Raw genomic sequence first — 25,043 nt, forward strand, 5'->3', positions numbered from 1 at the left:
TCAAAGTGAATGATTGGAGCCGGCATGTAAAATGAGTTATGCTGCCATTTGATTATCGAAACTGGAAAGTAAATGATCGACAGGCGTATCAAGTTCCGGCACATCCAGTGTTTTGTCGAAATCGCTCGCGAACGCAGCCTCAAAACCGCCGCCGAGAAACTGTTCCTGACCCAACCGGCGATGTCCAAGACTTTGAAAGAGCTGGAAGAGATCGTCGGCGCCACCCTGATGCGGCGTAGCCGTTCGGGCGTAGACCTGACGCGACCGGGCGAGGTGTTCCTGCATTTCGCGCAGATGTCGATCGCCAGCCTGCAACAGGGGCTCGACGGGATCGAACTGGAAGGCCGGCGGCAAAAGGACAAGCTGTCGGTCGGCGCTCTGCCCAGCGTGGCGGCCCATCTGATGCCGCTTGTGGTGGCCGAATTCGCGCGCCTCGCCCCCAATGCTCTGCTGCGCATCCTCGACGGCCCGCACGGTTATCTGACCGAACGCTTGCGGCTCGGAGAGCTTGATCTGGTGATCGGCCGGCTTGGCCCTTCGGACACCATGCAGGGCATTTCCTTTACCCAGCTCTACGACGAACAGGTGGTGTTCGTGGTGCGTCCGGGTCATCCGCTGTTGTCCGCCCCCGATCTGCGCCGCGTCGCAGACTGGCCGGTGATCTACCCGCCCGAAGGCGCGGCGATCCGGCCGCTGGTCGAACAGTTCCTGATCGCCAACGGGGTGGGGGAGTTTCCCAACCGTCTCGAAACCGTCTCGGGTGCCTTCGGCCGGGTGCATACGCGGCAATCCGATTGCGTCTGGATCATATCGCGCGGCGTGGTCGCCAACGAGATCGCCGAGGGCCGCCTGGTCGCGCTACCGTTTCGCACCGAACTCACCCAGGGGCCGGTCGGGTTGATGACCCGGCCCGACCATCCCGAAACCCCGGTCCGGCAACTCTTTGCGCTGGCGGTGACCAACGTTTTGGCAGGAAAATCGTCACACATGACCTAAGTCAAGTCTATGTGCCGCCCCGGCTTCTAGAACTCGGAACAACCATAAACCCCGAGTCGGAGCCCCCATGTCCTGTCGGCGCAAAATAGAAAACCTGCCCCACCGCGCCTTGCGCGCGCTGGCTGGTTGCGCCGCGATCCTGCTCCTGCTGCTGCAAATGGTGGCACCGCAACTGGCGCAGGCCGGGCAGGGCAACTGGATCGAGATCTGTTCCGACGGCGGCGCGGTCTGGGTGCAGGTCACCGAGGGCGAAACCCCCGACCCGAACGCGCCCTGTCCCCGGTGCGCTGACTGCGCGCTCTGCGCCTTGACCGCTGAAGCCCCGGTGCCCGACCTGTCCGGATGGGTCCCGTTCGTAGCGCTACAAAACGGTCAATCGCCCCTGCGACGCCAGTACAAAACGGTCAATTCACCCCGTCTAAGGCCAGAAACCCGCGGTCCCCCGTGCGCGTATCCGGCGTCCATCCAAAATATCGGAGAAGCGCCATGCTCCTGAAACGCGCAGCTGAATTCCTGTTGGTCCTTACACTGTCCTGCTTGCTGGCTGTCACCGCCCGCGCCGACAGCCTGGCCAGTTTCCTTCCCGAAATTTCCCCGGCCGATCTCGCCCCCGGCGCCGATGCTTTCGGTCCGGTCCGCGAAGATGTGATGGTGGCCCCCGTGCTCAAGGCCGGCGAACCCGTCGCCTGGGCCTTTCTGACCTCTGATTTTGTCGGCACGACCGGCTATTCGGGCAAGCCCATTCACGTGGTCGCCGCCATCGACGCGGATGCCGTCCTGACCGGCGTCAAGCTGGTGGCGCACTCGGAACCCATTGTTCTGATTGGCATCCCCAATTCGAAAATGGTCGCACTCACCGAAGGCTACAAGGGGCTCGACCTCAAGCGCGAGGCCGAGACCGGCGGCGAGGGGCATGATCTCGACATCATCTCGGGCGCCACGGTCACCATCATGGTGATCGACGACAGCCTCGTGCGCGCGGGTCTCAAGGTGGCGCGTGCGCTGGGTCTGGGCGGTTTGTCGCCCGCCGCCCCCGTAGGCCCCCGCCGCGAGATCGACATGACCCAGACCGGCAGCAGCGACTGGACCACGCTGTCGGGCGACGGCTCGATCCGCCGGATGACGCTGGACGTGGGCCAGATCAACGCCGCCTTCGAGGCAACTGGCGATGCCCGCGCCATCAAACGCCCCGAAACCGGCGCGCCCGAAGACACGTTCATCGACATGAACCTGGCCCTCGTGTCAGTTCCCGAGATCGGCCGGACCCTGCTGGGCGAGGCGGAATATGAAAATCTTGTCAATTGGTTGGAGCCGGGCGAACACGCCATCCTCGTGCTTGGGCGCGGGACCTACAGCTTCAAGGGATCGGGCTATGTGCGCGGCGGAATCTTCGACCGGATCCAGCTGATCCAGGGCGACCGCTCGGTCCGCTTCTTCGACCGCCAGCAACGCCGGCTGGGTGCGGTTGCGGCGCCCGACGCCCCCGCCTTTACCGAGCTCGACATCTTCAAGATCCCCGCCGATGCCGAATTCGACCCGGCCGCCCCCTTCCGCCTGCAACTGTTGGTACAGCGGGCGGTGGGCGCGGTGGAAAAGAGCTTCCTCACCTTCGATCTGGGCTACCGCCTGCCGGAACGCTTCCTGCTGCCTGCCGTTGCCCCTGCCGTTGTCGAGGACGCCACCGGCGAGGCTGCCGCCAAGGCCGCGCTGTGGCAGCGGATCTGGAAGGATCGCACCACGGAAATCGCCATCCTCTGCGCAATGCTACTGATCCTGACCGCGACTTTCTTCTTCCAGTTCCAGGCCACGATGAACGCCCGCGTGTTCTACTGGTTCCGCGTCGCCTATCTGTCCGCCACGCTGTTCTTCATCGGCTGGTACGCCAATGCACAGCTGAGTGTCGTCAACCTGATGGCGCTTGCCGGCAGCCTGCGCACGGGCTTCACCTGGGATGCCTTTCTGCTCGACCCGCTGGTGTTCATCCAGTGGTTCGCGGTGGCCGCCGCGCTGATCTTCTGGGGCCGGGGCGCCTATTGCGGCTGGCTCTGCCCGTTCGGTGCGCTTCAGGAACTGACCAACAAAATCGCCCGAGCCCTGCGCCTGCCGCAATGGAGCCTGCCCTGGGGGCTGAACGAACGCCTCTGGCCGGTGAAATACATGATCTTCCTCGGTCTTTTCGGGATCAGCTTTGTCTCGATCCCGCTGGCCGAAACCTATGCCGAGATCGAGCCCTTCAAGACCGCGATCATCCTGAAATTCATGCGCGACTGGCCTTTCGTGGTGTTTGCGCTGCTTCTGCTGCTGATCGGCCTCTTCATCGAACGGTTCTATTGCCGCTACCTCTGCCCGCTGGGCGCGGCATTGGCGATCCCGGCCCGCATCCGCATGTTCGACTGGCTGCGCCGCTACAAGGACTGCGGCAACCCCTGCCAGACCTGCGCCAACGAATGCCCGGTTCAGGCGATCCACCCCACGGGCGAGATCAACCCGAACGAATGCATCACCTGCCTGCATTGCCAGGTGCTCTACCAGTCCGAGACCAAATGCCCCGTCGTCATCCGCCAGTTGAAGCGGCGGGCGCGGACCGGGTCGGTCGACCCGAAACTCAATCTCGGACACCCACCGGCGAACCATCCAAACGCCAAACCGCAAGAAGTTTCCTGAAAGGAGGAACGATCATGTCGGACCACGATAAGAACCTGAGCGTTACCCGCCGCGGCCTGTTGGGCGCGACTGCCACCGGGGCCGTTCTCGCCAGCACCGGCCTGGGTGCCACGCTGATGACCGCGCGCGAGGCATCCGCCGCCGCCAAGGTCAACCTCGAACCCGGCGAGCTGGATGAATATTACGGCTTCTGGTCCTCGGGCCAGACCGGCGAGCTGCGCATCCTGGGCATCCCGTCCATGCGCGAGCTGATGCGGGTGCCGGTGTTCAACCGCTGCTCGGCCACCGGCTGGGGCCAGACCAACGAAAGCCTCAAGATCCTGACCGAGGGCCTGACCGAGGACACCAAACGCTACCTCGCCGCCAACGGCAAGGTCACCTATGACAACGGCGACCTGCACCACCCGCACATGTCGTTCACCGACGGCACCTATGACGGCCGCTACCTGTTCATGAACGACAAGGCCAACACCCGCGTCGCTCGCGTGCGCTGCGACGTGATGAAATGCGACAAGATCATCGAGATCCCCAACGCGCATGACATCCACGGCCTGCGCCCGCAGAAATACCCGCGCACCGGCTATGTCTTTGCCAACGGCGAGCACGAGGCGCCTCTGGTCAACGATGGCCAGATCCTCGACGATCCGTCGCAATACGTGAACATCTTCACCGCCATCGACGGTGACAGCATGGAAATCGCCTGGCAGGTGATCGTGTCGGGCAACCTCGACAACACTGATTGCGACTATCAGGGCAAATACGCCTTCTCGACCTCGTACAACTCCGAAATGGGCATGAACCTGGCCGAGATGACCGAGAACGAGCTGGACCACGTGGTCGTCTTCAACCTCAAGGAAATCGAGGCCGGCATCGCCGCGGGCGACTACCAGGAGCTGAACGGCGTCAAGGTCGTGGACGGGCGCAAGGGCTCGGGCAAGAACTACACCCGCTACATCCCGATCCCCAACAGCCCGCATGGCTGCAACGCCGCACCCGACAGGCGGCACATCATGATCAACGGCAAGCTCAGCCCGACCGTGTCGGTGATCGACGTCGAGAAGGTGGACGCGCTGTTTTCCGACAACGCCGATCCGCGCTCGGCCATCGTGGCCGAACCGCAGCTGGGCCTCGGGCCGCTCCACACCGCCTTCGACAACAAGGGCAACGCCTATACCACGCTGTTCCTCGACAGCCAGGTGGTGAAGTGGAACATCGCAAAGGCGATCGAGGCCTATGCCGGCGCCGATGTCGACCCGATCCTCGACAAGGTCGATGTGCAGTACCAGCCGGGCCACAACTCGACCTCGATGGGTGAAACCGCCGAGGCCGACGGCAAGTGGCTGATCTCGATGAACAAGTTCTCGAAGGACAGGTTCCTGAACGTTGGCCCCTTGAAGCCCGAGAACGAGCAGCTGATCGACATTTCCGGCGACAAGATGAAAGTGGTGCACGACGGGCCGACCTTTGCCGAGCCGCACGATTCGATCATCGTGCACAGGTCCAAGGTGAACCCGCTCAGCGTCTGGAACCGGCAGGATCCGATGTGGGCCGAGGCCCGCAAGCAGGCCGAGGCCGATGGCGTCGATCTGGACGACTGGCAGGACACGATCATCCGTGACGGCAACAAGGTGCGGGTCTACATGTCCAGCCAGGCGCCGCAGTTCAGCATCGAGAAGTTCACGGTGAAACAGGGCGACGAGGTGACGATCTTTGTCACCAACCTGGACGACGTGGACGATGTGACCCACGGCCTCTGCATGGCGAATTTCGGCATCGCCATGGAAGTGGGGCCGCAGGCCACCGCCTCGGTCACCTTCATTGCCGACCGTCCGGGCGTGCACTGGTACTATTGCCAGTGGTTCTGCCACGCGTTGCACATGGAAATGCGCGGCCGGATGCTTGTAGAACCCAGAGGAGCATGACCCATGCGCTGGCCCCTGCTGATACCGCTCCTGTTCGCGACGCCCCTGTGGGCGGCGGATTGGGACGTGCCCAACCGGGCGGGGGCCATCGCCGCGACCCTGGCCCGGGCGGCGGATGGCGACACCCTCCGCTTGGCGCCCGGCAGCTATGCCGAGACACTGGTGCTGGACCGGCCCGTCACGATCGACGGGCTGGGACAGGCCACAATCGACGGGCAGGGTGCGGGCAGCGTGATCACCGTGACCGGCCCGGATGTCATCCTGCGCGGGCTCACCGTGATCGGCTCGGGCTCGGACCATGACGGGATCGACAGCGGCATCAAGCTGACCAAGACCGCCCGTGCGCCTGTAGTCGAAGACAACGTGCTGATCGGCAACCTTTACGGGGTCGATATTCATGGCGCCAGGGATGCCCTTGTCAAGGGCAACCGGATCGAGGGCCGCACGGACCGCCACATGAATGCGCGCGGCAACGGTGTCTATGTCTGGAACGCGCCAGGTTCGGTGGTCGAGGGCAACGATATCCAGTACGGCCGCGACGGGATCTTCGTGAATTCCTCGCGCCGCAATGTTTTCCGCGACAACCTGTTCCGAGACCTGCGCTTTGCGGTCCACTACATGTACGCCGACAATTCCGAGGTTTCGGGCAATGTCTCGATCGGCAACGACCTGGGTTATGCGGTGATGTTCACCAGCCGGGTCAAGGTGCTGAACAATGTCTCGGTCGGCGACCGCGAACACGGGGTCATGCTGAACTATGCCAATGACAGCGTGATCTCGGGCAATGTGGTGAAGGGGGCAAAGGAGAAATGCACCTTCCTCTACAATGCCAACAAGAACGACTTCACCGACAACTGGTTCGAAGGCTGCGGCATCGGCATCCATTTCACCGCCGGGTCCGAACGCAACCGGATCGTCGGCAACGCCTTTGTCGGCAACCGGACCCAGGTGAAATACGTGTCGACCCGCTGGGTCGAATGGTCCGAGGACGGGCGCGGCAACTACTGGTCCGATTTTGCCGCCTATGATGTCAACGGCGACGGCATCGCCGACGCCCCCTATCGCCCCAACGACAGTATGGACCATGTGCTGTGGACCCAACCCGCAGCCAAGCTGTTGCTCGGCTCCCCCGCCGTGCAGCTGGTGCGCTGGTCGCAATCCGCCTTCCCGGCACTGCTGCCGGGCGGCGTGATCGACAGCCACCCCCTGATCAAAGCCCCCAAACCCCCAGCAATGAAAAAGGTGCCTCATGACGGATAAGGCCCTGACCATCGAAACCCTCAGCAAGGACCGCGGGTTGACCCGCGTTCTCAACGATGTCTCGCTGCATCTTGCCCCTGGCGAGCGTGTGGCGCTTCTCGGCCACAACGGCGCCGGCAAGTCGACCCTGATCAAGGCCATTCTCGGCCTGACCCGGGTCGACAGCGGCACGATCCGCATCGGCGATGCGGCCCCCGGCAGCGCCCGGGCCCGCCGCGATACCGCCTATCTGCCCGAAGCAGTCTCGTTCCATCCGGCCCTGACCGGGCGCGAACAACTGACGCTCTTTGCCCGCCTGTCCGGTGAACGCCCCGACATCCCGGCGCTGCTCGATCGTGTCGGCCTGGCCGACGCCCTGGACCGTCGCATTGGCACCTATTCCAAGGGGATGCGCCAGCGGCTTGGCCTTGCGCAGGTGCTGCTGGGCAAACCCCGCGTCGCCCTGCTGGACGAGCCCACCTCGGGCCTCGACCCGATCTCGCGGCAGGATCTCTATGCCATCATCGACGAGCTGGCGGGGCAGGGGGTGGCGGTGCTGATCGCCAGTCACGCCCTGACCGAGGTCGAAGCCCGCACCGACCGCATCGCCATCCTGCGCAAGGGGGTGAAGGTGGCCGATGACACGCTGGCCAATCTGTCTGCGCTGGCCGGCCTGCCGATCCGCATGCGGGTGCGCGCGACCGAAAACGCCGATGCGCTCGCGGCCCGGCTGGGTGGCAACCGCGTCAACGGCGCCTCCGTCGAACTGCTCTGTTCACCGACCGACAAGATGGAGGCGCTGCGCCGCATCGCCGCCATGGGCGAGGCGGTGGCCGATCTGGAAATGACCCCGCCCAAGCTGGAAGACCTCTATCGCCACTATGCAAGGGAGACCGTGCAATGACCCGTTTTCTTGCCATCACCCGCGCCGAAATGCTGGTCCTGCGCCGCAACCGCTGGCTTCTGGTCGCGACGCTGATCATGGTGCTCTTCGCGCTGGCGCTGACCTTCGCCGGCAGCGCGCCCACGGGTACGCTGGGCGTCGACATGCTGACCATCTCGGTTGCCTCGATGACGACGCTCAGCGTCTATCTGGCGCCTCTGCTGGCCCTGATGATCGCTTTTGACGCCATCGCGGGCGAAGTCGACCGGGGCAGCCTTGCGTTGCTCCTGTCCTATCCCTCGGGGCGGGGCGAGATCCTGTTGGGCAAATTCACTGCGCATCTGGCCGCGCTTGCCTTTGCCATGACTGTCGGGTTCGGGACCGCCGGCGCGGTGGCCGCCTGGTTCGGCGGGGCAGGCGCCGAAAGCCTGATGGCGCTGCTGCGTCTCATCCTGACCTCGATCCTGCTGGGCGCCGTGTTCCTGGCGCTTGGATACCTGTTGTCGGCCCTGGCACGGGGCGCCACGGCGGCAGCGGGTTTGTCGGCCGGGCTCTGGCTCGTCTTTGTCGTCCTCTATGACCTGGGGCTGTTGGGGGCCGTGGTCATGGATCAGGGCGGCACCTTCACCCGATCCGTCTTCCCTTGGGTGATGGTGGCCAACCCGGCCGACGCATTCCGTCTGTGGAACATCGCCGCCACCGAAGGGGTCGCCATGGCCTCGGGCATGACCGGCGCGGCGCAGGCCCTGCCGGTCTGGGCGGCGCCCGCATCGCTGCTGGTCTGGCCCGTTCTGGGCTTGATCCTGGCCCGCGCCGCGTTCCGGAGGGTCGAACCATGAAACGTCTTGCCCTCATTGCCCTTGTGGCCCTTGCCGCCTGCAAGGAAGAAAAGGCGGCCATCGCGCCGGAACCGGTCGCGTTGACCGAGGCCGCCCTGAGCTATTTCTGCCAGATGAACGTCGCCGAGCATGGTGGTCCCAAGGGCCAGATCCATCTCCAGGGGTACCCGGCCCCGATCTTTTTCGCCCAGGTGCGTGATCTGGTGACTTATCTGAAAAGCCCCGAACGCGAAGCCGAGATCACTGCCGTCTATGTCAGCGACATGGGCGCGGCGGTCAGCTGGGCAGAACCCGGCACAACGAACTGGATCGCTGCGGACAAGGCGGTTTTCGTGGTCGGTGCAGGCGTGGCCGGCGGCATGGGCGCGCCCGAAGTCGTCCCCTTTGGCGATCCGTCGGCGGCTGACCGCTTCATTACGCGTTATGGCGGGCGGGCCTTGCAGCTCGACGCCATTCCCGATGCCGAGGTTCTGGGACCGGTCGACCTGAACCAGCCGCTGCAAAACCCGGCATGAGCAAGCAAAGACCAACCTCAACCAAGAAGGAGACAGAGATAATGAAAGCCGGACTGATCCTGACCGCGCTTGCCGCCGCGCTGGCCGTGCCTGCGCTGGCCGATGGCGATGCAGCCAAGGGCGAAAAGGTGTTCAACAAGTGCAAGGCCTGCCACGCGGTGGGCGAGGGTGCCGCAAACAAGGTAGGGCCGCAGCTGAATGGCATCGTCGGCGCCCCCGCAGGCCAGGTCGACGGGTTCAAGTATTCAGACGCCCTGACCGAAGCCGCCGCCGGCGGGCTGGTCTGGGATGAGGAGAACCTGGCCGCCTTTCTCGCCAAGCCCAAGGATTTCATGAAGGGCACCAAGATGACCTTTGCCGGTCTCCGGAAGGAAGACGAGATCGAGAACGTGATTTCCTATCTGCAAGGGTTCTGATCTGCCGACGGCGCGGCAGGGAAACCTGCCGCGCGCGTCAGCCATCCAGCGAAACCCACAGCACCCGAGCGTCTTCGGCGCTGGTCGAGACGCACCCGTGGCCCATGCCGCTGTCGTAATAGACGCTGTCGCCTGCCTTCATCTGCAAGGGGCGGTAGTGTTCGGTATAAAGCGTCACCTCGCCGCTGAGCACGAACATGAACTCCTCGCCCCGGTGGCGCACCCAGGTGTCGAACTCGCTGACGTCGCGGGCCTTGATCGTACTGATATAGGGCAGCATGCGCTTGCTGGTCAGTTCGGTGCACAGCAGCTCGTGATCGTAGGTGCGGGTTTCCTGGTGTTCGCCCTGGCCCTTGCGGGTGAAATCGCGGCGGCCGGAAATGTCGCTCTTGCCCGATTGCACGAAGAGCTGCGGCGTTTCCAGGTCCAGCGCCTGCATCAGGCGGCGGATGATGTCGAAACTGGCCCGTGTCTGGTTGTTTTCGATCTTCGAGAGGGTCGATCGGCCGATTGCGGCGGCCCGCGCCACCTCTTCCAGCGTCATGCCCTTGTCCTTACGGGCATCGCGAATCATCCGGCCAAGCGTTTCGCCATCGGGTGCTTCCAACCCTTCGGCGCTCATCCCCTCGTCTTCTGTCAGAACCGGTTCCATGCGCGCATCCCTTGGTTTTGTCGGAAAGTCCGGGTTTGATCATAGCGTGTTCCCATTTTCCTGATCAATTCTTTTGTTGCCAATAAGGGAAAAGTTTCCTATAGGAGAAAAATGATTGTGCGCCATGGAATACAGTCCGTGCGCGCCGCGACATTCAAGGGGTAAGCTGTGGAAGCGTCAGTTACGGCTCCGATCGGCAGAAATGGTCACCAGGACCCATCCTGTGACCCGCACGCCGGGCTGACCTCGACACCGACCTGCTGTCCAGCCAGCGCATGGTCATGACCTAAGATCAAGGACGAACCAGATCATGTCAGACACGCCCAAACGCACACCGCTTTATGACCTGCATGTCGAACTTGGCGGCAAGATGGTGGATTTCGCCGGATGGGAAATGCCCGTCCAGTATCCCGCCGGCATCATGACCGAACACAGGCACTGCCGGGAAAAAGCCGCACTTTTTGACGTGTCGCACATGGGACAGGTGATCCTGCGCGGCGAAGATATCGGGGCGAAACTCGAAAAGTTGTGCCCGCAGGTGTTCACGACCCTGCCCGTCGGCAAGGCGCGTTACGCCTTCTTCACAAACGAGGCCGGCGGCATCATGGACGACCTGATCGTGTCGAACGCGGGCGACTATTTCTTTGTCGTGGTCAACGCCGCGCTGCGCCATCAGGACATCCCGCACATGGCCGCACATCTGGATGGTGTAGAGGTGACCGAGATATTCGACCGTGCGCTTGTTGCCGTGCAGGGCCCCAGCGCCGAGGATGTGGTGGGTAGCCTCTGCCCCGCCGCACGCGACCTGAAATTCATGGAAACCACGCTGGGAGAGATCGACGGCGTCGAATGCCGTATCTCGCGGCTGGGTTACACGGGTGAGGACGGCTACGAAATCTCGATCCCCGAGACCGAGGCCATCCGCCTCTCGAAACTGTTCCTCGCGCATCCCGATTGCGAACCGGCCGGTCTCGGCGCACGTGACAGCCTGCGGCTGGAGGCGGGGCTTTGCCTGTATGGCAACGACATCGACCAGTCCACCTCGCCCGTCGAGGCCAGCCTGCTCTGGGCGATCCAGAAACGCCGCCGCGAAGAGGGCGGATTTCCCGGCGCGGACCGCATCCTGAAGGAAATCGCCGAAGGCGCCCCGCGCAAGCTGGTCGGCATTCAGCCCGAAGGCCGCGCGCCCGCCCGCCAACATGTCGAGATCCAGAGTTTCGAAGGCAATACGATCGGCGAGATCACCTCGGGCGGTTTCGGCCCCACCGTCGGCGGACCGGTCGCCATGGGCTATGTCTCGGCCGGCCACGGCACGCCCGGCGAAAAGGTCAACCTGATCATCCGCGGCAAGGCGCAACCGGCCGAGATCGTGGCGCTGCCCTTTGTACCCCAGAACTACAAACGCTGACCTGGCATTCAAGCCCAGTCCAACAGAAGGCCCTCTCCCATGAGCACCTATTACGCCGAAGAGCACGAGTGGATCACCGTCGAAGGCGACATCGCCATCCTTGGCATCACAAAGCACGCCGCCGAACAACTGGGCGAGGTCGTGTTCATCGAACAGAAAGAAGAAGGCGACGAGTTCGCGCAAGGCGACGAAATCGGCGTGATCGAATCGGTCAAGGCCGCGTCGGAAATCTATGCCCCCGTTGATGGAGAAATCGTCGAGGTCAACGAGACCCTGGCCGACAACCCCGGCGCGCTGAACGAAAGCCCCGAAGGCGACGCCTGGATCTACAAGATCAAGCTCAGCGACCCCTCGCAGCTTGACGGGCTGATGGATCTGGCTGCCTATAAGAACCTGATCGGCTAAACCTGTTTCCCGCCGGACCCGCCGGCGGACACCTTCCGTTGACAAGGACCCGGACCCATGGCCTTCAAGCTCACCGATTACGAAGCCTATGATTTCGCCAATCGCCGCCACATCGGCCCAAGCCCTCGCGAGATGGCCGACATGTTGCAGGTGATCGGATTCAAGACGCTGGATCAACTGATCGACGCCACCGTGCCGCCGTCGATCCGGCAGAAGGAACCGCTGGACTGGGGTCCGGCCATGACCGAGCGCGATGTGCTCTACCACATGAAACAGGTTGCATCGAAGAACAGGGTTCTCACCTCGCTGATCGGGCAGGGATACTACGGCACCACCACCCCGGCGCCGATCCTGCGCAACATCCTGGAAAACCCGGCGTGGTACACTGCCTATACGCCCTATCAGCCGGAAATCAGCCAGGGCCGGCTCGAGGCGCTGCTCAATTACCAGACCATGGTCAGCGACCTGACCGGGCTGGACATTGCCAACGCCTCGCTGCTGGACGAGGCCACCGCCGCCGCCGAAGCCATGACCATGGCACAGCGCGGCGGGCGGTCCAAGGCCAACAATGCCGCCTTCTTCGTCGACAGGAACTGCCACCCGCAGACCATCGCCGTGATCAAGACCCGCGCCGAACCTTTGGGCATCGACGTGAAGGTCGCCGATCCTGACGAATTAGAAGCCGGCGCCGTCTTTGGCGCGATCTTCCAGTATCCGGGCACCTATGGACATGTGCGCGACTTCACCAGGGAAATCGCGGCGCTGCACGAACACAATGCCATCGCCATCGTCGCCGCCGATATCCTGTCGCTGGCGCTGCTCAAAAGCCCGGGCGAAATGGGCGCCGACATCGCCATCGGCTCGACCCAGCGGTTCGGCGTGCCGATGGGGTATGGCGGACCCCACGCCGCCTATATGGCCACAACCGACAAGCTCAAGCGCGCGATGCCGGGCCGGATCATCGGCGTGTCGATCGACGCGCGCGGCAACAAGGCGTACCGCCTTGCCTTGCAGACCCGCGAACAGCACATCCGCCGGGAAAAGGCCAACTCGAACGTCTGCACCGCGCAGGCGCTGCTGGCCGTGATCGCGTCGATGTACGCCGTGTATCACGGCCCCGACGGGATCAAGGCCATCGCGCAATCGGTGCATCGCAAGACATCGCGGCTTGCCGCAGGGCTCGAGGAGCACGGCTTCAAGGTGGAACCGGAGGTCTTTTTCGATACCATCACCGTCGAGGTGGGCCCGCTCCAGAAGACCGTGATGGAAGCCGCCGTCGCCCACGGCGTCAACCTGCGTAAGGTCGGTAACGACCGCATCGGCATCAGTCTGGACGAACAGACCCGTTCGGAAACCATCGAAGCGGTCTGGGGCGCCTTCGGCATAGACAAGAAGGACGACAGTTCGATCAAGCACTACCGCCTGCCGGACTATGCGCTGCGCGAGACGCCCTATCTGACCCACCCGATCTTCCACAAGAACCGGGCCGAAGCCGAGATGACGCGCTACATGCGCCGCCTGGCCGACCGCGACCTCGCGCTCGACCGGGCGATGATCCCGCTGGGTTCGTGCACGATGAAGCTGAACGCCACCATCGAGATGATCCCGGTCACCTGGCCCGAATTCGGCAATCTGCACCCGTTTGTCCCCGTGGATCAGGCGAGGGGCTATCACGAGATGATCGCGGACCTGAACGCGAAACTCTGCCAGATCACCGGTTACGATGCGATCAGCCAGCAGCCCAATTCGGGCGCGCAGGGCGAATATGCGGGTCTGCTGACCATCCGCAACTATCACCTCGCCAACGGGCAGGGACATCGCAACGTCTGTCTCATCCCGACTTCGGCCCATGGTACCAATCCTGCCTCGGCGCAGATGGTCGGCTGGAAGGTCGTGCCGATCAAGTCCGATGACAAGGGCAACATCGACGTCGAGGATTTCCGCGCCCGCGCGACCGAGCATTCCGACAATCTCGCGGCCTGCATGATCACCTACCCCTCGACCCACGGCGTGTTCGAGACCACCGTGCAGGAGGTCTGCGACATCACCCATGAACATGGCGGCCAGGTCTATATCGACGGGGCCAACATGAACGCCATGGTCGGCCTATCGCGGCCGGGTGACATTGGCGGCGACGTCAGCCACCTGAACCTGCACAAGACCTTCTGCATCCCGCATGGCGGCGGCGGCCCCGGCATGGGACCGATCGGGGTCAAGGCGCATCTGGCCGAACACCTGCCGGGCCATCCGGAATATGGCACCGCCGTCGGCCCGGTCTCGGCCGCGCCCTTCGGCTCGCCCTCGATCCTGCCGGTCAGCTGGGCCTATGTGCTGCTGATGGGCGGCGCAGGACTGACGCAAGCCACCAAGGTTGCGATCCTCAACGCCAACTACATCGCCGCCCGGCTCAAGGACGCCTACCCGATCCTCTACACCTCGGAAACCGGGCGGGTCGCGCATGAATGCATCCTCGACACCCGCCCGCTGAACGACGAGGGCGGCGTGACGGTGGATGACGTGGCCAAGCGCCTGATCGACAGTGGCTTCCACGCCCCGACGATGAGCTGGCCGGTGGCGGGCACGCTTATGGTGGAACCAACCGAATCGGAACCAAAGGAAGAACTCGACCGCTTCTGCGAGGCGATGCTGTCGATCCGGGCCGAGGCGCAGGACATCATCGACGGCAAGATCGACCCGCAGAACAACCCGCTGAAACACGCCCCCCATACGGTGCGTGACCTGGTGGGCGAGTGGGACCGGCCCTATAGCCGCGAACAGGCCTGCTTCCCGCCGGGCAATCTGGGCGTCGACAAGTACTGGCCGGCGGTCAACCGGGTGGACAACGCTTACGGCGACCGTCACCTGGTCTGCACCTGTCCGCCGATGAGCGCCTATGAGGAAGCCGCCGAATAAGGCGACTACCGACAAGGCGGCCGCGCTGTATCGAACCGGCGCGGCCGCAAACAATTGACAGCGGGCAGGTGGCGCACCACAACCTTGCGGCATGACAAATGACCTCGACCTGACTGCCTGGATCGGGCGGAGCGAGACGCGCAGCGAGCGCATTGCGCCTTTCCCTGCCAATGCCCTGGCAGCAACGCTGGATCGTGATGATCCCGAATATGCAGATGGCTCGGAATTGCCGCCGCTCTGGCACTGGATGCACTTCCTGCCGGTCTACAAACTGTCCGACGCAGGCTATGACGGGCATGCGGCGCTTGGCGGTTTCCTGCCGCCGGTGCCCTTGCCGCGCCGGATGTGGGCGGGCAGTCGGTTGCGGTTCCTCGAACCGCTCAGGATCGGACGCGCGCTGCGCAAGGTTTCCACCGTCCGCTCGGTCGTTCCGAAAGAGGGGCGAACAGGCCAGCTTGTCTTTGTCACCGTCGGGCATCAGGTGTTCGACGGCGAGACACTGTGCGTGGAGGAAGAACACGACATCGTCTACCGCGAGGCTGCCAAACCGGGCGATCCGGTGCCGCCGCCGCCCAAAGCCCCCGATAGCTGGGATTTCGCCCGCGATATACACCCTGACCCGGTCATGCTGTTCCGCTATTCAGCGCTTACTTTCAACGGCCACCGCATCCACTATGACCAGCCGTTCTGTGTCACCACCGAAGGGTATGAGGGGCTGGTCGTGCATGGCCCCCTGCTGGCCACGCTGCTGCTTGACCTGCTGCGCCGCGAGAAACCGCAAGCCACCGTGCAAAGCTTCGAGTTCCGCGCAGTCTCGACCGTGTTCGACACCACCGATTTCTCGGTGCATGGCGCCGCCGAACCGGATGGCCGGACCTTCCGGCTCTGGGCCCGGCGGCACGACGGAGCACTTGCGATGCAGGCGCGCGCCACGATCGCCTGAACCCTGGCCTAGTCCGACAACAGGTCGCGATAAAGCCCGGTGATCCACGCCGCGAACTGGCGCACCTCGTCACGCTGGGCCGCCTCGTCGCGGGTCACCAGGTAATGCGCCCGGCGTTTGGGCAGTTTGCACTCGACCGGCACGATCAGCTCGCCCCGTTCCAGATAGGGGCGGGCAAAGCTTTCCAGCACCATGGTTACGCCGGTACCGGCGCTGACGATCTGCAAGGCGCTCAGCGAACTGTCGGCAAACATCCAGTCGGCTGTCGGTCCGATGTTGAGCCCATGCAGGTCCGAAAGTTTGCGCCAGTCGGTTTCCGACCCGATGATCTGCACGACCTGCGACTGCGCCAGGGCCGCAACATCGGGCGCATTACCCAGGGCCGCGGCGAAGTCAGGATGGCAGACCGGCACCGCAGATTCGTGGCCCAGATGCTGAACCAATGGTTCGTCCCAGGTCCCCAGACCCCAGCGGATATCCAGATCGAGATTGTACAAATCGAACCGATCGGCCCAGATCGAGGTTACAAAACGGACAATCACGTCCGGATGTGCGTTCTGGAACTCTGCCAGACGCGGCGCGATCACCAGGGTCGCGCTGGAAATCGCCGCGCGCACCCGCACCTCTCTCTTGCGCTGTTTGCCGAACAGGCCATCGGTGGCGGCCGCCATCTCGTCAAAGCTTTTGCGGATCGTTTGCGCATAGGCCAACCCGATATCCGTCAACTTGACCCCGCGCGGCAAACGCTGGAACAGTTGCGCCTTGAGGTGCTGTTCCAGCAGACGGATTTGCTGGCTGACGGCGGCCGGCGTCAGGTTCAGTTCAGCCGCCGCAGAGGAAAAACTGTTGTGTCGTGCGGCCGCTTCGAATGCCTTGAGCCAGGTCACATGGGGCAGGGTGGGCATGGTCGACCTTCAATCTCAGTTTGGTCATAGGCTTAAAACGCATCGTTTGATTTGTCCAATTTTCCTTTGGAAAGTGCCAGCAGATTTTCCGAAAGATCGATCATGACTGAAGCGCCAGAATTTGATTTCATCGTCGTCGGCGCGGGCTCGGCAGGGTGTGTTCTTGCCGATAAACTGTCTGAAAACGGGCGGTTCACCGTATTGGTAATCGAAGCCGGCGGCAGCGATCGCAAGTTTTCCATCAAGATGCCGATGGGCTATGGTCTGACCTTTTCGGATGGACGGGTGAACTGGAAATACCAGACCGAGCCGGATGCGGGGCTTGGCGGCAAGTCCGGATACTGGCCGCGCGGCAAGGTCATCGGCGGTTCTTCTTCGATCAACGCGATGGCCTACATGCGCGGTTTGCCGCACGACTTTGACGATTGGGAAAAAGCCGGGGCCACCGGGTGGGACTGGGAAGCCGTGCGCGCGACATACGAGGAGCTCGAAACCGTCGTTGAAGCGGATGGAACGGTCCGCGGGTCGGGGCCCGTTATCGTCAGCGACCTCAAGAACGCCATGTCGCCCTTCAGCCGCCATTTCCTGGAAGCGGCCCGGGAGCTGAACTGGCCTGTCCTGGACGATCTGAACGATGCCGGGCAGCAAGGCATGAACCATCACCCCAATGAAGGGATGGGCTATATGCGCGCGACCGTGCGGAACGGGCAAAGATGGTCCGCCGCCGACGCTTTCCTGCGACCGGCGCAGAAGCGTCGCAACCTGTCGATCATCAGCGGCGCTCTGGTCGAGCGGGTCCTGATGCGCGACAGGCAGGCCACCGGCGTGAGATACCGGTTGAACGGTTCGGTTCAGGAAGCACGGGCGCGGCGAGAGGTCATCCTGAGTGCGGGTGCAGTGGATTCGCCCAAGTTGCTGATGCTGTCCGGGATCGGCCCTGCGTCGGATCTCGGGAAACACGGTATCGATGTCGTCCTGAACCATCAGCAGGTTGGAAAGGGATTGCAGGACCATCTGGCGGTTTCCCATTTCTACTGGGCGACCGAACCGACGCTGAACAGCCTGCTTGGGCGAAGGACTGGACAAGTGCGGGCTGGAGTGGCCTATCTGCTGAACCGCAGCGGGCCGCTGTCTGTCCCGGTCAACCAGGTAAGCGGCTATCTTCGGACAGCCGGCGCGCCTGTTCCGGATGTTCAGGTTTACTGCAACCCTGCAAGCTATGCGATCCTGCCCGAAGGGACGCCGAAAGTCGATCGGGACAACGGTTTTCTCCTGTGCGTGCAACCCTGCCGGCCAACCAGCCGGGGGTGGATCGCCCTTAGCTCCGCCGATCCCTCGGCGCAGCCGCGTATCCAGCCTAATTCGCTTTCCACTCCCGAAGATCAGCAGATCGCTGTCGCTGCCAGCCGCCTGCTTCAACAGCTGGCGCAAACGTCAAGTCTGCGCAACGTGACACGGGCCCGGCGCGCGCCGGATATTCTGGAGATGAACGATCCGGAACTGCTCGATAATTTTCGCCAGCGGTCCGGGACCGTTTATCACCCCAGCTGCACCTGCCGCATGGGGGATAGCCAGGATGTTTCTGTAACAGACAGCCGTTTACGCGTTCACGGGATCGGGCGGCTTCGTGTTATCGATGCCTCGGCATTTCCGAATGTCACCTCCGGCAACACCAACGCTCCGACCATGATGCTGGCGGCCAGAGCGGCAAAAATGGTCATGGAAGACAACTCGGCCCAGGCTGCGGCGTAGGAAGACCGGCATAAATTAACATAACTATGATTATGTCACATGTATTGCTCGATCAATGGCGCCGGTCCGGCGCAAGGCCTTGCTCCTCCTCGGCGGATTGATCTTCGTCACCCGTCGAGGGGATCGCGTAGGAGCCGTTCAACCATCGTGCAAGATCCAGGTCCGAACACCGCTTTGAACAAAACGGTCGGTACTTGACGACGGTTTCAGCTCCACAGATTGGACAAGTCATTTCAGCACCTCTGCCAGCGGCACGCGGCCACGTTTTCGCTGCAACTCGAAATGGCCAAGCGGTGTCCAGCCCGCAAGAGTGGTTTCTTCGGAATCGCCACGGAAACCGGCACGCAACGCGGATTCAAACCCGCGCCTGTCCTTCTTGGCCATCGGCGCCAGGTCGAGCGTGATCTGCCCGCCCAACCCGCGTACGCGCAAGGCCCGGGCCAGCAGTTTGGCGCAGGCGAAATTCGCCTTTTGCCCTGCCGCGAGCGATGTATCGGCGCCTGTATTTACATCGACTGCGACAAGTGCGCGGGTCGGTTGTATGTAGAGATGCCCGCCCCCCGGCAGTGGTTCGGCAATGCCGCGGGCCCGGTCCAGCGCATCCAGCACGCCATGTTCGGCAAATCCGCCCGGTTCGGTCACCACCTCGGCCGGGTCGGTCCAGTCGCGCCAGGCCAGAACATGGGGACCGTCGCCTTCGGTCAAGGTCTCGGCTTCCTGCCCCGTGTCATCAAGAACCTGTCGGGCCTGATCGACGATCGCCACGATATCCTCGGCAATCTCATCGGCCTCCGTGCCCGCGCAGGACGAGCGCAGGATCAGGCCAAAGGCGCAGCCTTCCATCGCCTCATGCGCAATTTCCAAAAGCCGGTCGCGCTCGGCCTCGTCACGGATGTTGCGTGACAGGTTCAACCCGGGCGCATCCGGCGTGACGATGGCATAGCGGCTTTTGAACAGCAGCTTGGACGTGACCGGGATCGCCTTGCCCGGTTCGGCATAGCCGGTGACCTGCACCAGAAGCCGCGCACCCTGTGCAAGACCGGACACCTGCCGCAGAAAGGCCGGGCCGTCGGGTGTTGTCAGAAACATCCCGCCCTGTCCCTTGACCGGCCGATCGGCGCGGGCGCGGTAGATGGTGCCGGGCGGCGGCGCATCGCCCGCGATCAGGAAATCGTCCAGCTGGCCATCAACCATAAGGGCCGCGGCTTCGCGTCCCTGAATGTGATCCAGAACGATGGTCCGGCCCTTCATGCGTCACCTCTGAACTTGGGATGGCCCGCCGCAGCCAGCAGGGTTGCGGTTTCGGCTAGCGGCAAGCCGACGATGCCCGTGAAGGACCCGGAAATCCAAGGGATCAAGGCACCTGCCGGACCCTGGATCGCATAGCCGCCGGCCTTGCCGCGCCAGTCCTCGGTGGCAAGATAGGCGTTCACCTCGGCGTCAGAGAGCCGCTTGACCTTGACCTGGCTCACCACGTCGCGCTCCCACACCTGGTCACCGCGTCGTACCGCGACAGCGGTGATCACCCGATGGCGGCGTCCAGACAGGGCATAGAGGAAATCTGCGGCCTCGCCCGCGTCGGCAGGCTTGCCCAGAATGCGGCGACCAAGCGCGACCGTGGTATCGGCGCAAAGCACGATATCGTCGGGCGCGGCTTCGACCGCAGCAACCTTCTCGCGCGCGATGCGGGCACAATAGGATCGCGGCAGTTCACCCGGCTTTGGGTCTTCGTCGATCTCGGGCGGGCGCACTGCATCGGGCGTAATGCCAAGCTGTGTCAACAGGTCCAGCCGTCGCGGGCTGCCCGATCCGAGAATGAACGCCATGACTGCGGCGTTACTTGAAGCGATAGTTGATCCGACCCTTGGTCAGATCATAGGGTGTCATCTCGACCTGAACGCGGTCGCCTGCCAGAACGCGGATGCGGTTCTTGCGCATCTTGCCTGCCGTATGTGCGATGATCTCATGGCCGTTTTCAAGCTCGACCCGAAACGTCGCATTGGGCAGCAGTTCCTTCACGACACCGGGAAATTCGAGCGTATCTTCCTTGGCCATGTTCTCTCCACTATTGCGTTTAGCCCGCGGAAACCGCAGGCTCATGCGACTAAATGCGCTCATTTCCCACTCAGTTCAAGGCTTCTTTTGCCTTCATGCAACACATTGTGACCGATCCGACCCGGCTGTCCTGCTCGGCCCAGTGGCGCCGGTTCAGCACGACACCGTCGGCACGGACATCCGCGATCGCGTCAAGATCCACCTCGGCATAGGTCCAGCCGGGCTGGTTCAGCACGCCTTCGGCGATGACACCGGTCTGGGGAAAACCCCGGTCCGGAGGGCCGAATACCCCGCCCATGCCGGTATTGCTATCCACGGCCTCGGACCAGTCGTTGCACCCGACGACCGAGGACATGGCCGTTACGCACTGGTTCTCCAACGCGCGCGCCATCGCACCGATCCGCACACGGCTGTAGCCAGAGAGTTTCTCGGTGCAGGAGGGCACCAGAAGAATCTCTGCCTCGGACAGCGCGCGTCCCAGGAGCGGGAATTCGCTGTCATAACAGATCAGTACACCGATCTTTCCAAGCGCCGTGTCGAAGAGTTTCAGGGGGCCGCCCGGGGCGACGTCCCAATCCTCGCGTTCGAAACGGGTCATGATCTGTTTGTCCTGATGGTCGCGTTCGCCTGTCGGCGCATAGAACTCGGCGCGGTTGACCGGACGCCCCTCGCCCAGGTTGGCGGGTCCGGATGCGCCAAGGATGTGAACCCTGTATTCTGCCGCAAGCCTGAGATGCAGCGCCGCCGCGTCCTCCATCCGCTCGCTGACCGCGTAAAGAGAACTCTCGAGATTCGCGGCCGTTGCCGCCCCTGCCAGGGTGCAAAGCTCCATGGCGCCATATTCGGGAAAGACGAGCAGATCGGCCCCCTGCCCTGCTGCTTCGCACACCCATCTGGCCAGCTTGTCCTCGTATTGCGCCCAGCTGTCGAGCCAGTCGAGCGGATAGGCGGCGGTGGCGATTTTCATTTTCCGTCTCCCAGGCAAGACATCTCAGAGGTCACGAATCCAGAATTGAAGCGGTTTGCGGGTTTCCCTGTCCTGATCCAGATCCTTCCACGAAAACTGGGCAATCGCACCGGGCACCTTTTCGTAGCCGCGAGCGCGCCAGAAATCGTCGAGCGGTCGGTAGGCGGGGGGGCGCATCGGGTGATCCTCGGGGCGCTGAACACCACAGAAGGCGCATTTGTCGAACCCCAGCATGCGGGCATGTGCCTCGCGCAGGTCAAAGAACCGGTGCCCGACGCCATGGCCGCGATAGTCGGGCAACAACACGGATTCGGCACAATAGAATATCCGATCCAGTTCCAGCCCGGTTCCTGCAAAAGCCGCGGCGAAATCATCGGCATGGTCGGACAGCGGCATGCCGGTCGAAGCGCCGATCAGCCGTTCGCCGTCAAATGCGCCGATCACGATGGCCCGGTCGCTGTCGCGATAGGATTGCAGATAGCTGTGCTCGTATTCAAGGTCGCCGTCGTATAGGTAAGGCCAGGCCCGGAACACAGCGATCCGCAGCCGGGCCACGTTGTCCAGCGCGGCGTCCAGCGCCGCGCCGGTCAGCGCCCGGACCTCTGTCACTTCAGCCATTCGAGACCTGTTTCACCCAATCGGCCAGGTTGTAGAAGGTGGTCACCCGCGAGATCTTGCCGTCGGTGAGCGTAAAGAACGACCCGGCCGGCAGACGGTAGGTCTGTCCATGCGCCTCGGGAAGACCCTCGTCGGTTTGCAGATAGGTGCCGTTGACGATGAATTCAGCCGCTGCGCGGGTGCCGCCTTCGGCGTTGAACACGACGATGTCGGTCAAGAGTTCCTTGTAGCAGCGGTTCATGTGGGCACAGAACGCGGCGAATTTTTCCTTGCCGACGCGAATTTGCCCTTCGTTCACATGATGCGCCACATCGTCAGTCAGGCAGTCCAGCATACCCTCGACATCGCCTGCGTTGAAGGCATCGAAATAGCGTCTTACGGTCTCGTTCATCATATCTCCGTTGGTTCTCCCCAGCGTTCCTTCAGATGCTTGATGATCTGGTCGCGGGTCTGACGGTAGTGATGTAGCTTCTCTTCCCGCGTCTCGCCCAGTCCGGTAGGGTCCATTATTGGCCAATATTCGACATCGAGGTGGAAAAAGCGGGTCAGTTCCAGCGCCCGGCGCTGGCTGGCGGGCGACAGCGCCACCACCAGGTCGAACGAACTGAGATCGTCGCCCCAATCCTGCATCATGTCGAACGAACGCGAGCGGTGGCGCGCCAGTTCGACGTTGATCTCCTTGCACACGGCGATGCAGAACCCGTCGATTTCCATGTCGTTGTGAACACCGACCGACTGCACATAGGTGCCCGTGCCATAGAATTTCTTCATGATGCCTTCCGCCATGGGCGAGCGGACCGCGTTATGGTCGCAGCAAAACAGGACCGACTGCGGAAGCGGCTTGTCCATTCAGCCCCCGAAATGCAGAACGCAGATCAGGGTGAACAGGCGCCGTGCGGTATCGGTGTCGATTTCGGCCTTGCCGTCCAGCCGCTCCTGCAAGACCCGGCTTCCCTCGTTGTGGATGCCGCGGCGGGCCATGTCGATGGTCTCGATCTGGCTGGGCGGCAACGTCTTTACCGCGTTGAAATAGCTTTCGCAAATGTGGAAATAGTCTTTGACCACCTGCCGGAACGGTCCGAGCGACAGGTGGAATTCCGCCGCCTTCTGTTCGTCTTCGGTCTGGATATCAAAGACCAGCCTCTTGTCCCGGATCGAAAGGTTCAGGCGATAGGGGCCTTCGGGAACCGCACGGCCGTCGCGCTCGGGCAGGGCAAAGCTGTTGTCTTCGAGAAGGTCATAGATCGCCACCCGGCGCTCTTGCTCGATCTCGGGCGTGGGCGCTGGCAGATTGCTGTCATCCAGTTCAATATGCGAGATGCGGCTCATCGGCTCGGTTCTTGTTGAAAAGGTTGCCCGAGACGTACACTAGGAATTTCCGGACGGCAACGCATCGCGGCCCAGGAGAGTCAGGCCCCTGGACGATGGGTCGGAACCCGGCTTTCCAGCCAGCGGAACCCCAGCGCGATGATCCCGGCAATCACCATGTAGACCAGCGCCAGAAGAAGGAGCGGCTCGTAAATGACGAAAGTGTCCTGACGCACCCGTGACGAGACCGCGAAGATTTCGACCACAGTGATCGTGGCGACCAGCGGCGTCGCCTTCAGTTGAAGAATGGTTTCTCCACCCAGCGTGGGCAACACGTTGCGAACGGCCTGAGGCAACCAGACCCGCCGGAAGATCGTGAACCGCGGCATGCCAAAGGATTGCGCCGCCTCCAGCTGGCCTCGGTTCACACCGGAGAATGCGCCGCGCATCACCTCACCCTCATATCCGGCAAAGGACAGCGTCAGCGCCAGCAGCGCATAGGGCCAGGCCTGCCGCAAATAGGGCCACAGCGCACTGTCTCGTATGCCGTCGATCTGTGGAAAGACCGACCCGAGACCGTAGTAGAGCAGCCAGATCTGCAACAGGAGTGGCGTGCCCCGGATCAGCGTGCAGAACACCCGTGCCGGTGCCGAGAGGTACCATGGTCCCACAGCCTGGGCGAGGCCGAGAGGAACCGCCAGCAGGAAACCGAGCACCGAACTCACGACCAGCAGCCAGATCGTGCGCCACAAGCCCTGCATCGCAAGCGGCAAATACTTGGGCAGCCAGTCCCACCGCAGCGAAAAGATGCACCAGATGACCAGCGCGACGAACAGGCCCAGCAGCACCAGCCGATGCGGCAGCAGAAAGGGGCGGATCAGCTTCATCATCGGCTCGCTCCCCTGATCGACGGCTGGCCGCGCCGCGCCCATCTTTCCAGTCGCTGGAAAAACACGCCAGACAGCAGCGTGACGATCAGATAGAGCGCGCCCGCGGCCAGGAAGAAGGTGAAATAGGCCCGCGTGCTGGAGGCCGCCTGCCGGGTTTCCAACGTCAGTTCGCTGAACCCGACCACGGCCAGAAGGGCGGTGTCCTTGGTTGCGATCAGCCACAGGTTGGCGAGGCCGGGAATGGCAAAGGACATCATCGCCGGAATGGTCACCCGCCGCATCAGCATGACCGGCGGCATGCCAAAGGCGCGGGCCGCCTCGATCTGTCCTTGTGGCACGGCCAGGATGGCGCCGCGCAGGATCTCCGTCGAATAGGCACCCTGCACCACGCCCAGCACCCAGATGCCGGCCGCGACGCCGCTGATTTCGACCCGTCCGTATCCCAGTGCCTCGGCCGCCTGGTTGATCAGGTCGGTGCCCACGAAATAGAGGATCAGGATCAGCACCAGTTCCGGCACCGCGCGAACCACGGTTGTGTAAATGGCGAGCAGGTCACGGATCACCGGCCCGCCATAGAGTTTGCCATAGGCCCCGAACAGTCCGATCACGAGACCGAACCCGAACGCCCCGATCGCGATCTGGAGCGATTTGCTCAGACCGCGCAGCAGGTTCATGCCCCAGCCCGGCGGTGACAGCGACAGGAGTTCCGCGCTTTTAGCCAGACCCAGCGCGTTCAGGACCCATTCCATCCGT

The 25,043-nt window shown here is 63.1% G+C and carries 27 protein-coding genes; 14 read left to right on the forward strand and 13 right to left on the reverse strand.

The annotated features are described in order from the left end of the window. Positions 1-72: 72 nt before the first annotated feature. The 9 genes from pcaQ to BLT75_RS11535 all read left to right on the forward strand — a co-directional run bounded on the left by pcaQ (position 73) and on the right by BLT75_RS11535 (position 9,474). A complete protein-coding gene (gene pcaQ / locus BLT75_RS11495; RefSeq protein ID WP_093031357.1) occupies positions 73-996 on the forward strand; it encodes a pca operon transcription factor PcaQ in 924 nt (307 codons plus the stop codon). Between the two features lie 67 nt (positions 997-1,063). Beyond that, positions 1,064-1,492, forward strand: a complete 429-nt coding sequence (locus BLT75_RS11500) for a DUF2946 family protein (protein ID WP_093031359.1) — start codon at positions 1,064-1,066, stop codon at positions 1,490-1,492. Then, positions 1,483-3,660, forward strand: coding sequence for a NosR/NirI family protein (locus BLT75_RS11505; protein WP_093031361.1), 2,178 nt, complete (start codon positions 1,483-1,485; stop codon positions 3,658-3,660). The genes BLT75_RS11500 and BLT75_RS11505 overlap by 10 nt, the downstream gene beginning before the upstream one ends. 14 nt (positions 3,661-3,674) lie before the next feature. Beyond that, entirely contained in the window at positions 3,675-5,582 is a 1,908-nt protein-coding gene (gene nosZ / locus BLT75_RS11510) for a TAT-dependent nitrous-oxide reductase (RefSeq protein WP_093031363.1), read from the forward strand. A gap of 3 nt (positions 5,583-5,585) precedes the next feature. After that, positions 5,586-6,842: a nitrous oxide reductase family maturation protein NosD gene (locus tag BLT75_RS11515; protein WP_093031365.1), complete on the forward strand. Its 1,257-nt coding sequence runs from the start codon at positions 5,586-5,588 to the stop codon at positions 6,840-6,842. After that, positions 6,832-7,725, forward strand: a complete 894-nt coding sequence (locus tag BLT75_RS11520) for an ABC transporter ATP-binding protein (protein WP_093031367.1) — start codon at positions 6,832-6,834, stop codon at positions 7,723-7,725. Before BLT75_RS11515 ends, BLT75_RS11520 begins: the two co-directional genes overlap by 11 nt. Continuing rightward, complete coding sequence (locus BLT75_RS11525; protein ID WP_093031368.1) at positions 7,722-8,543, forward strand: ABC transporter permease; 822 nt, start codon at positions 7,722-7,724, stop codon at positions 8,541-8,543. The genes BLT75_RS11520 and BLT75_RS11525 overlap by 4 nt, the downstream gene beginning before the upstream one ends. After that, positions 8,540-9,058: a nitrous oxide reductase accessory protein NosL gene (locus tag BLT75_RS11530; RefSeq protein WP_093031370.1), complete on the forward strand. Its 519-nt coding sequence runs from the start codon at positions 8,540-8,542 to the stop codon at positions 9,056-9,058. Before BLT75_RS11525 ends, BLT75_RS11530 begins: the two co-directional genes overlap by 4 nt. A 41-nt stretch (positions 9,059-9,099) precedes the next feature. Continuing rightward, positions 9,100-9,474 (forward strand): c-type cytochrome, encoded by a 375-nt coding sequence (locus BLT75_RS11535; RefSeq protein WP_093031372.1) that lies wholly within the window; start codon positions 9,100-9,102, stop codon positions 9,472-9,474. Positions 9,475-9,511: 37 nt separating this feature from the next. Here BLT75_RS11535 and BLT75_RS11540 read toward each other — a convergent pair whose 3' ends face one another. After that, positions 9,512-10,126 (reverse strand): helix-turn-helix domain-containing protein, encoded by a 615-nt coding sequence (locus tag BLT75_RS11540; protein ID WP_093031374.1) that lies wholly within the window; start codon positions 10,124-10,126, stop codon positions 9,512-9,514. Positions 10,127-10,436: 310 nt separating this feature from the next. Between BLT75_RS11540 and gcvT the strand changes: the two genes are divergently transcribed. The 4 genes from gcvT to BLT75_RS11560 all read left to right on the forward strand — a co-directional run bounded on the left by gcvT (position 10,437) and on the right by BLT75_RS11560 (position 15,795). Then, positions 10,437-11,534, forward strand: a complete 1,098-nt coding sequence (gcvT, locus tag BLT75_RS11545) for a glycine cleavage system aminomethyltransferase GcvT (RefSeq protein WP_093031376.1) — start codon at positions 10,437-10,439, stop codon at positions 11,532-11,534. A gap of 39 nt (positions 11,535-11,573) precedes the next feature. Continuing rightward, the gene (gene gcvH / locus BLT75_RS11550; RefSeq protein WP_093031378.1) at positions 11,574-11,939 is read left to right on the forward strand and encodes a glycine cleavage system protein GcvH; all 366 of its coding nucleotides are present in this window, start codon (positions 11,574-11,576) and stop codon (positions 11,937-11,939) included. A gap of 57 nt (positions 11,940-11,996) precedes the next feature. Further along, on the forward strand, positions 11,997-14,852 hold the full coding sequence (gcvP, locus tag BLT75_RS11555) for an aminomethyl-transferring glycine dehydrogenase (protein WP_093031380.1): 2,856 nt from the start codon (positions 11,997-11,999) through the stop codon (positions 14,850-14,852). Positions 14,853-14,943: 91 nt separating this feature from the next. Beyond that, positions 14,944-15,795, forward strand: a complete 852-nt coding sequence (locus BLT75_RS11560) for an HTD2 family dehydratase (protein ID WP_093031382.1) — start codon at positions 14,944-14,946, stop codon at positions 15,793-15,795. Between the two features lie 8 nt (positions 15,796-15,803). On the opposite strand, the gene BLT75_RS11565 is transcribed toward BLT75_RS11560, so the two are convergent. Next, positions 15,804-16,700 (reverse strand): LysR substrate-binding domain-containing protein, encoded by an 897-nt coding sequence (locus BLT75_RS11565; RefSeq protein ID WP_093031384.1) that lies wholly within the window; start codon positions 16,698-16,700, stop codon positions 15,804-15,806. 102 nt (positions 16,701-16,802) lie between these two features. Here BLT75_RS11565 and BLT75_RS11570 point away from each other — a divergent pair, with 102 nt between their 5' ends. Continuing rightward, entirely contained in the window at positions 16,803-18,452 is a 1,650-nt protein-coding gene (locus BLT75_RS11570; protein WP_093031724.1) for a GMC family oxidoreductase, read from the forward strand. 52 nt (positions 18,453-18,504) lie between these two features. Here the strand turns inward: BLT75_RS11570 and BLT75_RS11575 are convergent, their stop codons facing one another. The 11 genes from BLT75_RS11575 to BLT75_RS11625 form a co-directional block, all read right to left on the reverse strand. Further along, complete coding sequence (locus tag BLT75_RS11575) at positions 18,505-18,684, reverse strand: DNA gyrase inhibitor YacG (protein WP_093031387.1); 180 nt, start codon at positions 18,682-18,684, stop codon at positions 18,505-18,507. After that, positions 18,681-19,703: a ribonuclease E/G gene (locus tag BLT75_RS11580; protein WP_093031390.1), complete on the reverse strand. Its 1,023-nt coding sequence runs from the start codon at positions 19,701-19,703 to the stop codon at positions 18,681-18,683. Before BLT75_RS11580 ends, BLT75_RS11575 begins: the two co-directional genes overlap by 4 nt. Further along, positions 19,700-20,278, reverse strand: coding sequence for a Maf family protein (locus BLT75_RS11585; RefSeq protein ID WP_093031393.1), 579 nt, complete (start codon positions 20,276-20,278; stop codon positions 19,700-19,702). Before BLT75_RS11585 ends, BLT75_RS11580 begins: the two co-directional genes overlap by 4 nt. A 10-nt stretch (positions 20,279-20,288) precedes the next feature. Continuing rightward, complete coding sequence (gene infA / locus BLT75_RS11590) at positions 20,289-20,507, reverse strand: translation initiation factor IF-1 (protein WP_005620785.1); 219 nt, start codon at positions 20,505-20,507, stop codon at positions 20,289-20,291. A gap of 70 nt (positions 20,508-20,577) precedes the next feature. Further along, positions 20,578-21,474, reverse strand: a complete 897-nt coding sequence (locus BLT75_RS11595; RefSeq protein ID WP_093031396.1) for a carbon-nitrogen hydrolase family protein — start codon at positions 21,472-21,474, stop codon at positions 20,578-20,580. 24 nt (positions 21,475-21,498) lie between these two features. After that, a complete protein-coding gene (locus BLT75_RS11600) occupies positions 21,499-22,092 on the reverse strand; it encodes a GNAT family N-acetyltransferase (protein ID WP_093031398.1) in 594 nt (197 codons plus the stop codon). Beyond that, the gene (locus tag BLT75_RS11605; RefSeq protein WP_093031727.1) at positions 22,085-22,483 is read right to left on the reverse strand and encodes a ketosteroid isomerase-related protein; all 399 of its coding nucleotides are present in this window, start codon (positions 22,481-22,483) and stop codon (positions 22,085-22,087) included. Before BLT75_RS11605 ends, BLT75_RS11600 begins: the two co-directional genes overlap by 8 nt. Continuing rightward, a complete protein-coding gene (locus BLT75_RS11610; RefSeq protein WP_093031401.1) occupies positions 22,483-22,941 on the reverse strand; it encodes an arsenate-mycothiol transferase ArsC in 459 nt (152 codons plus the stop codon). Before BLT75_RS11610 ends, BLT75_RS11605 begins: the two co-directional genes overlap by 1 nt. Next, positions 22,942-23,421 (reverse strand): UPF0262 family protein, encoded by a 480-nt coding sequence (locus BLT75_RS11615; protein WP_093031404.1) that lies wholly within the window; start codon positions 23,419-23,421, stop codon positions 22,942-22,944. A gap of 80 nt (positions 23,422-23,501) precedes the next feature. Beyond that, positions 23,502-24,290 carry an ABC transporter permease gene (locus BLT75_RS11620; protein ID WP_425441135.1) on the reverse strand — a complete coding sequence of 263 codons (789 nt, stop codon included), beginning with the start codon at positions 24,288-24,290 and terminating at the stop codon, positions 23,502-23,504. Next, a complete protein-coding gene (locus tag BLT75_RS11625; protein ID WP_093031407.1) occupies positions 24,287-25,039 on the reverse strand; it encodes an ABC transporter permease in 753 nt (250 codons plus the stop codon). The genes BLT75_RS11620 and BLT75_RS11625 overlap by 4 nt, the downstream gene beginning before the upstream one ends. Positions 25,040-25,043 lie beyond the last annotated feature (4 nt).

The sequence above is a fragment of the Ruegeria marina genome, from assembly GCF_900101475.1.
Lineage (GTDB): Bacteria > Pseudomonadota > Alphaproteobacteria > Rhodobacterales > Rhodobacteraceae > Ruegeria_B > Ruegeria_B marina.

What these genes read in the sequence shown, in the direction of transcription:
- BLT75_RS11600 (WP_093031398.1), bottom strand. Translation starts at nt 22,092, where the DNA reads ATGGCTGAAGTGACAGAGGTCCGGGCGCTGACCGGCGCGGCGCTGGAC.
- BLT75_RS11540 (WP_093031374.1), bottom strand. Translation starts at nt 10,126, where the DNA reads ATGGAACCGGTTCTGACAGAAGACGAGGGGATGAGCGCCGAAGGGTTG.
- BLT75_RS11515 (WP_093031365.1), top strand. Translation starts at nt 5,586, where the DNA reads ATGCGCTGGCCCCTGCTGATACCGCTCCTGTTCGCGACGCCCCTGTGG.
- BLT75_RS11575 (WP_093031387.1), bottom strand. Translation starts at nt 18,684, where the DNA reads ATGACTTGTCCAATCTGTGGAGCTGAAACCGTCGTCAAGTACCGACCG.
- BLT75_RS11570 (WP_093031724.1), top strand. Translation starts at nt 16,803, where the DNA reads ATGACTGAAGCGCCAGAATTTGATTTCATCGTCGTCGGCGCGGGCTCG.
- BLT75_RS11530 (WP_093031370.1), top strand. Translation starts at nt 8,540, where the DNA reads ATGAAACGTCTTGCCCTCATTGCCCTTGTGGCCCTTGCCGCCTGCAAG.
- BLT75_RS11610 (WP_093031401.1), bottom strand. Translation starts at nt 22,941, where the DNA reads ATGGACAAGCCGCTTCCGCAGTCGGTCCTGTTTTGCTGCGACCATAAC.
- nosZ (WP_093031363.1), top strand. Translation starts at nt 3,675, where the DNA reads ATGTCGGACCACGATAAGAACCTGAGCGTTACCCGCCGCGGCCTGTTG.
- infA (WP_005620785.1), bottom strand. Translation starts at nt 20,507, where the DNA reads ATGGCCAAGGAAGATACGCTCGAATTTCCCGGTGTCGTGAAGGAACTG.
- BLT75_RS11500 (WP_093031359.1), top strand. Translation starts at nt 1,064, where the DNA reads ATGTCCTGTCGGCGCAAAATAGAAAACCTGCCCCACCGCGCCTTGCGC.
- BLT75_RS11625 (WP_093031407.1), bottom strand. Translation starts at nt 25,039, where the DNA reads ATGGAATGGGTCCTGAACGCGCTGGGTCTGGCTAAAAGCGCGGAACTC.
- BLT75_RS11560 (WP_093031382.1), top strand. Translation starts at nt 14,944, where the DNA reads ATGACAAATGACCTCGACCTGACTGCCTGGATCGGGCGGAGCGAGACG.
- BLT75_RS11565 (WP_093031384.1), bottom strand. Translation starts at nt 16,700, where the DNA reads ATGCCCACCCTGCCCCATGTGACCTGGCTCAAGGCATTCGAAGCGGCC.
- BLT75_RS11615 (WP_093031404.1), bottom strand. Translation starts at nt 23,421, where the DNA reads ATGAGCCGCATCTCGCATATTGAACTGGATGACAGCAATCTGCCAGCG.
- pcaQ (WP_093031357.1), top strand. Translation starts at nt 73, where the DNA reads ATGATCGACAGGCGTATCAAGTTCCGGCACATCCAGTGTTTTGTCGAA.
- BLT75_RS11605 (WP_093031727.1), bottom strand. Translation starts at nt 22,483, where the DNA reads ATGAACGAGACCGTAAGACGCTATTTCGATGCCTTCAACGCAGGCGAT.
- BLT75_RS11620 (WP_425441135.1), bottom strand. Translation starts at nt 24,290, where the DNA reads ATGATGAAGCTGATCCGCCCCTTTCTGCTGCCGCATCGGCTGGTGCTG.
- BLT75_RS11520 (WP_093031367.1), top strand. Translation starts at nt 6,832, where the DNA reads ATGACGGATAAGGCCCTGACCATCGAAACCCTCAGCAAGGACCGCGGG.
- gcvT (WP_093031376.1), top strand. Translation starts at nt 10,437, where the DNA reads ATGTCAGACACGCCCAAACGCACACCGCTTTATGACCTGCATGTCGAA.
- BLT75_RS11525 (WP_093031368.1), top strand. Translation starts at nt 7,722, where the DNA reads ATGACCCGTTTTCTTGCCATCACCCGCGCCGAAATGCTGGTCCTGCGC.
- BLT75_RS11535 (WP_093031372.1), top strand. Translation starts at nt 9,100, where the DNA reads ATGAAAGCCGGACTGATCCTGACCGCGCTTGCCGCCGCGCTGGCCGTG.
- gcvP (WP_093031380.1), top strand. Translation starts at nt 11,997, where the DNA reads ATGGCCTTCAAGCTCACCGATTACGAAGCCTATGATTTCGCCAATCGC.
- gcvH (WP_093031378.1), top strand. Translation starts at nt 11,574, where the DNA reads ATGAGCACCTATTACGCCGAAGAGCACGAGTGGATCACCGTCGAAGGC.
- BLT75_RS11505 (WP_093031361.1), top strand. Translation starts at nt 1,483, where the DNA reads ATGCTCCTGAAACGCGCAGCTGAATTCCTGTTGGTCCTTACACTGTCC.
- BLT75_RS11585 (WP_093031393.1), bottom strand. Translation starts at nt 20,278, where the DNA reads ATGGCGTTCATTCTCGGATCGGGCAGCCCGCGACGGCTGGACCTGTTG.
- BLT75_RS11580 (WP_093031390.1), bottom strand. Translation starts at nt 19,703, where the DNA reads ATGAAGGGCCGGACCATCGTTCTGGATCACATTCAGGGACGCGAAGCC.
- BLT75_RS11595 (WP_093031396.1), bottom strand. Translation starts at nt 21,474, where the DNA reads ATGAAAATCGCCACCGCCGCCTATCCGCTCGACTGGCTCGACAGCTGG.